This window comes from Weissella cibaria KACC 11862 (genome assembly GCF_000193635.1).
In the GTDB taxonomy this organism is placed as follows: Bacteria; Bacillota; Bacilli; order Lactobacillales; family Lactobacillaceae; genus Weissella; species Weissella cibaria.
On the sequence record NZ_AEKT01000024.1, the window covers coordinates 1 to 5519 of the forward strand.

At 42.3% G+C, this 5519-nt stretch carries 5 protein-coding genes and 1 pseudogene; 3 read left to right on the forward strand and 3 right to left on the reverse strand.

Annotated features, from left to right (window positions below; translation table 11 throughout):
• On the reverse strand, window positions 1–855 hold an 855-nt coding region (locus ESE_RS11485), incomplete at its 3' end, for a type I restriction endonuclease (protein ID WP_010372409.1).
• Window positions 856–887: 32 nt separating this feature from the next.
• Window positions 888–1118: pseudogene (locus tag ESE_RS11490) on the reverse strand (DNA-binding protein); the annotation flags it as partial.
• A gap of 120 nt (window positions 1119–1238) precedes the next feature.
• Between ESE_RS11490 and ESE_RS0105350 the strand changes: the two are divergent.
• Entirely contained in the window at window positions 1239–1817 is a 579-nt protein-coding gene (locus ESE_RS0105350; RefSeq protein ID WP_010372413.1) for a uracil-DNA glycosylase family protein, read from the forward strand.
• Between the two features lie 57 nt (window positions 1818–1874).
• Here ESE_RS0105350 and ESE_RS11495 read toward each other — a convergent pair whose 3' ends face one another.
• The gene (locus tag ESE_RS11495) at window positions 1875–2327 is read right to left on the reverse strand and encodes an IS3 family transposase (protein ID WP_010372415.1); all 453 of its coding nucleotides are present in this window, start codon (window positions 2325–2327) and stop codon (window positions 1875–1877) included.
• A gap of 1629 nt (window positions 2328–3956) precedes the next feature.
• Here ESE_RS11495 and ESE_RS0105360 point away from each other — a divergent pair.
• Together ESE_RS0105360 and ESE_RS12545 are read left to right on the forward strand one after the other, a co-directional pair.
• Window positions 3957–4457 carry a hypothetical protein gene (locus tag ESE_RS0105360; protein ID WP_010372417.1) on the forward strand — a complete coding sequence of 167 codons (501 nt, stop codon included), beginning with the start codon at window positions 3957–3959 and terminating at the stop codon, window positions 4455–4457.
• A gap of 437 nt (window positions 4458–4894) precedes the next feature.
• Complete coding sequence (locus ESE_RS12545; protein ID WP_010372420.1) at window positions 4895–5029, forward strand: hypothetical protein; 135 nt, start codon at window positions 4895–4897, stop codon at window positions 5027–5029.
• The last annotated feature ends 490 nt before the right edge of the window (window positions 5030–5519 follow it).

Consider the following 5519-nt stretch of genomic DNA (forward strand, 5'->3'; position numbering starts at 1 on the left):
TTCTTTTTCAATCAACCCGTTTTGATCCATTTCACACATACGATCTAAAATTTGACGCGTTGCTTGAACTTGATATGAGCGCATGACCGTTAAATTATCATTGGCTGCATCCGGGATCATATTCACTGTTACTAAGCGGTGTAAAGCTGGAATACCCATCATCTCATGGATAAAGGTCATGGTATTCGTGACATCTTTACCTACATCGTCACGCCAACCAAAGGCAAAATCACGGTTATAAGAGTCACTATTCTTTGGTCGTGCAAAATAGTGCGCTGAATTTTGCGACAAGACAAACTGCACTTGCACAAAAGAAAAGAGTCCCGTGTACATGCCGTCACCGTCATACTTTTGGAACTGTTCAAACGCATTCCACTGGTTTCGCAAGGACTCATCTTTTTCTTCAATGTGGGCCACAGGTAGCCCGTTAATCAGCAACATGATATCAATTCGACGCTTAGAGCTGAGACTCGTTGCTAAATCCGTAAACGTAATTTGGTTAACGACTTCATAACGTGAATGTCCACCAGCCACTTCATCACCATAGAAGATTTCAAGTTCTAGCTGCGTCCCATCATCACGATTCAACGGTACGGTCCCAACACCACCCGTACCCGCCAACATGAGTTGCGCATCATACGGCGTTTTATTCTTCGTTAGTTCCAACTTCACTTGTTCAAACTCATTATCAGATAACGGAGTGTCTTCTAGTCGTTTGCGATTGTTGGCATTCAGAATATCTCGCCAGTGATCATATAACCGATCAACTGTTACACCAGAATAATCTGTTAGATATTCCCAACCTTCACTCTTTAGCTTGTCAATTACAGCTTGTTCAAATTTATCTTCCGCCATTTAACTAGTCTTCTTTTCTTTTTTAGTTGTAACTATTTACCAAAACGCCACCACTTTTTCGGTTTAGGTTGTGACTCCGGGGTGCTATTTTCAGGTTCCGGTTGTTTGTCTGACGTCACTTCTTTTTTACCATCATCATGCGGTGTCATCGTTAAGGCTTTCAAGTCCTTAATTTCTGCCTTATATTCTTCGATCAGTTGTTTGTCCTGTAAGGCCAATCTTTGTTACTGATCTAATAAATTTTGCATTTGGGATATTTGTGAAAATGCTCCTATGCTATTAGTTTACAGCGTAGAGGAAAATCTGTCCGTAAATCTAGCATAAGAGCAGGGTTAATATGAATCGGTACTATAATTGATGTAGTACCGATTTTTTTGGAGGTAATGGTTGTGGATTTAAAACAGGAAATAATGGCTGATTCACGTAATGTGTCATTTACAGCGCGCGGACTTGAGCCGATTTATATGATTGCACCAACAGTGAAAATATTGATTATTGGCCAAGCACCGGGCGCAGTTGTTGAGCAAACCGGGATTTTGTTCAATGATAAAAGTGGTGATCGATTACGCGAGTGGATGGGTATCGACCGGACAACCTTCTATGACTCTGGCTTAATTGGTGTGCTACCGATGGATTTCTATTTTCCAGGCAAGGGGAAGAGGGGTGATTTACCACCACGCAAATTTGTGGCGGGTGAATGGCACCAACGACTACTTGATACGATGCCGGATATCGAATTGATTTTGCTAGTCGGAAAATATGCGCAACAGCATTATTTGCCAATCAAAGCGAGTGAATCGTTAACCAGTGTGGTACATCGATTCGCGGATTTTGGGCCACGGTATTTGCCGTTGGCGCACCCATCACCACTCAACAACATCTGGCTTGCCAAGAATCCGTGGTTTGAAACGGACGTCGTGCCCGCACTACAAAAACGTGTCGCAGATATCTTAAAGAAATAAAACAGGCCGACCTGAGTTATAACCAGGTGAACTGAACCCCAAAAATTGGAGTGAAGTTTAAGCGGCTAACTGGTTGGAAAGATTTCGGTATTGAACCGGAGTTTTTCCGGCCAGTTTTGTTTCTATCCGCTTGTTGTTGTAGTAATAGACATAGTTAGTTATGGAGGATTTTAATTCGTCATAACTTTGATAGTGGTTGTTATGCACCGTTCCTACCTTCAAGATGTGGAAGATACTTTCAGCCATTGCGTTATCTAGGCATGTCGCTTTGCGACTCATGCTTTGGAACACACGGTTAGTCTTCAACAGTGATATATACTCATAATTTTGATATTGGAAACCTTGGTCAGAGTGAATTGTCATTCGATAACTCGATTCTGGCCTATTTTGTAGAAGCTCATCTAATGGCTTTGTGACGAACTCGACAGTTGGATGAAGATCGATATTCCAAGTGAGAACCTCACCACTATATACATCAATATAGGCAGTGAAATAAGCACGTTCTGCCATCGTGCCTGAACCCCAAAATTGACCAGGAACCAGTTTGGTTGCAAGCTAGTTTTGCAGAATAAATAAAAAGACCCTATGGCGGGATGGAAATAATCCGGTTAACCATAGGGTCTTTTTTTTGTGCTATTACGGCGTCATATAAGCGCCTTCTGCGATGGATTACCCACTAAGCGGTGCAACTTTGACCTCTCAGTGCGTTTCAGAGCAATAAAAAAGCCAGTTATCGTCTTTGGAGGACACATAACCGACTTCAATATATGTTCAGCGTTACTATGGAGTAGTAAATACTGTTTATTGTCCCAAACCTTGATAGCACGAGGCAATCTTGACTTGAAACCGCTTAATTGATATGATTAACACATCAATTAAATATCAGAAAGGCGAGTAATAGGAATTGGCGTTCCAATTACAAGCTGTGCCAGATGACCGTAACTCATTTGACACGTTTTTTAACTTCCTAATTCGTATACTCAGTATACCATATTCAGAAGTTGAATCAAGTAGGTAAGCTCCAAACAGGACATAAAAAGTCAGGACTTACCAAGAGGATTCCGTACAAGCGTGTTGATTGAAAGGCACGTAACGTATGGAATCCTTTTTTGTACTTATGGAATCATCTGGCAACGGTGCAGACTATCGTTATCAGGTTATCCAGAAATGGCGGGGAACACTGACCCCGATGATTCAAAAAGGTGCCCAAGCGTGGTGTAATCTCCATCACTAAGGGGTGTGGGGCGTGAAGCGGTCTTTGATACGTCCAAGCCAAATGGCAAAGCCTAAGTCCGACAAGGATATGGTGAAAACAGAAGTTACTTACCGGTAACAGACAGGGTGGCTAAAAGGCTGTCAGAGGCTCTATACGGGCATTTGACGGCAGAGGCATGTAAGGCAGTACAACCAGTCGGAAACGGCAACACAGAGGAATGTCAGAGCTGTGGTAGTAAGGTACTGAATCAACGAGATGAGTTTCGATGGTCGTGGCTTCGTGAGAAGTGGCTATTCAAACAGTTGTCCTAACAGAAGTAAGTTATTTTTTAACTTATTTCTCAATCACAGGGGACAACTGTATCTCCGGAACATGACAAGCGCTCAAAGTGGCTGATTTGGTTTGGTTTTTCAATGTTTTTATTGATGAAATCAATTGATTAAGGCCTGCCGGCTGAGGCTTACCAAGTGCCGGTTGCTACCCTAACGCACGTGATACCAATTGAATCGGCTTCACATCATGTTCAATTGACCAGCGTGCGTTAGGGTAGCGTTTACCCAGTCTCAGCAGATCCATTGTTGCGATAGCCAATCCAAGACAGCCCTTAGGAGTTTACCGTAGTGATATCAGACACATGAGGGTACAATAACATTGCGTAGCCAGTATTTTCCTTGAGAAGGCATTCTAGATTACACATCTGGGGTGTCTTTTTTTGTGGAATCATAACAGGACCTCTGTTCAGTTATGACAATACAACGGAACAGGGGAGATACTGTGAGATGAGACTTTTGCATTGTTTAAATGAATGGTTATTCTTTTTTGTATCGTCTCACGTTTTGTTTAAGTCGTGTCAGTATACCCTTGTTTGATACTGATAATGTGGTATCTTATGGTTGACGATTCTGATACATGGAGGAAAGATTATGAATAAGTTTGATAATGTCGATGAACTTCTCAAGGAACTTGGTATAAGTCGTGCCACAGCTTACCGTAGAGCACGCAAATATGATATTTCGTTATCTGATTTGTCTTCGGGTCTCTCAGACGATGAGATTGAGAAATTAAAGAAACCACTGCAAAATTCTGGGAAACAAAAGGTTTCAGAAGATGTTGAGAAGTATCGTATCAAAGTTTCGGAGATGTCAGATATTATCGCTAGTCTCGAGACTGAGATTTCGTCTCAAAAAGAACGATACGACATGGAACGGAAACGAAACGATGAGCGTGAGACTGTTTTGCTTGATAAGTTAGGGGAGGCACAGAATCTGGTTAGCCAGTCACAGCAACTCCAGCTGATGACAGAGAATAAATTAGCTAAAGTTGAGGAAGAATTGGCCAGTATCAAGATGATTGAGACAGAGACGGAGTCACAGACAACCGCTAATGATCCTAAAAGGGGCTGGCTTGCACGATTGTTCGGGTAAGAAACTATTTTCTAATAAATAGACAATACAACAAGGATAATATAATGAAATTTCTAGCATATACCGTAGCGTGGGCGCTTGTCATCAGTCAGTGGAACGACTTAAACGCATATTATTGGAGTACAGATGTACCAGCACCAATCGGGGCTATTATTATTACGGTAGTAGCTACCGTGATATTATCTATCGTAACATTTAAGGAATTAACAAAAGGAAAAAAGTAAATGGCACAGAGCACTGTGAGCTGCTCGAGGACTGAAGTGGTCTACATTGTGAATTTGTCCTTCTATGGCGCTTGTGAAGTGTCCCAGAGGGGCTGAGATGACTTTGTGAATTTGTCCGATTGAGCAATCCACCGTCAGCCCTTGGTAATTGGGTCACTCAGGATAATGGACATTATGTAAACAACGATTGGTATAGGTGAAGGGGGAGTACCCATGAATGATGACGATAAGAAGCTGGACGAACTTGAAACACAACTTGTACCAACACCCGACATTGACCTAAGTGTGCCCGCAGATGAGCCTGAGCCTGATGTTGCTGAATCAGTAGCTAAGTCGATGGATAAGTGATAGCCATAGAGGCACACCACAGCACCACCAGAGTGTCCAATGACGGATAATCGTATCACCACAGCGTGCCCATAATCGGGTGACATAGCATTACCAGTGTCGACACGGAGGTCGATGATAGGCTGATACACGCACCTACCAGAGGGGACACTGTTGACGTGGGTGTCAATGACATCTGACATATAATGGTACACAAATAGCCCCGTAGCACTCCTCAGGAACATGCTACGGGGCTTATTTTGGCATTGTGTGTGGTTTGACATATGTATCTGGGAGTACCGTGGTCAAAAAGTTGATTTGGCATTTTTACAATAAGGAGGACTTCGGGAGTTACTTAGGTAATAAAGGAAGAGATAAGGTAATTCTGAAGTGGTTGAGTAATAAAAGAAGAAAGAATGCTCTTCTGCTATTAGTTTACAGGCCGTATAAGCGCTTTTGAGCGCAATTAATCATCATCCATATAAAATATCGTCTATAACGAATAAAACGC

Bases quoted from the DNA above. Each gene is read 5' to 3' on its own strand.
- ESE_RS12545 (WP_010372420.1), top strand. From the start codon at position 4,895: ATGAATGATGACGATAAGAAGCTGGACGAACTTGAAACACAACTTGTA.
- ESE_RS0105360 (WP_010372417.1), top strand. From the start codon at position 3,957: ATGAATAAGTTTGATAATGTCGATGAACTTCTCAAGGAACTTGGTATA.
- ESE_RS0105350 (WP_010372413.1), top strand. From the start codon at position 1,239: ATGGTTGTGGATTTAAAACAGGAAATAATGGCTGATTCACGTAATGTG.
- ESE_RS11495 (WP_010372415.1), bottom strand. From the start codon at position 2,327: ATGGCAGAACGTGCTTATTTCACTGCCTATATTGATGTATATAGTGGT.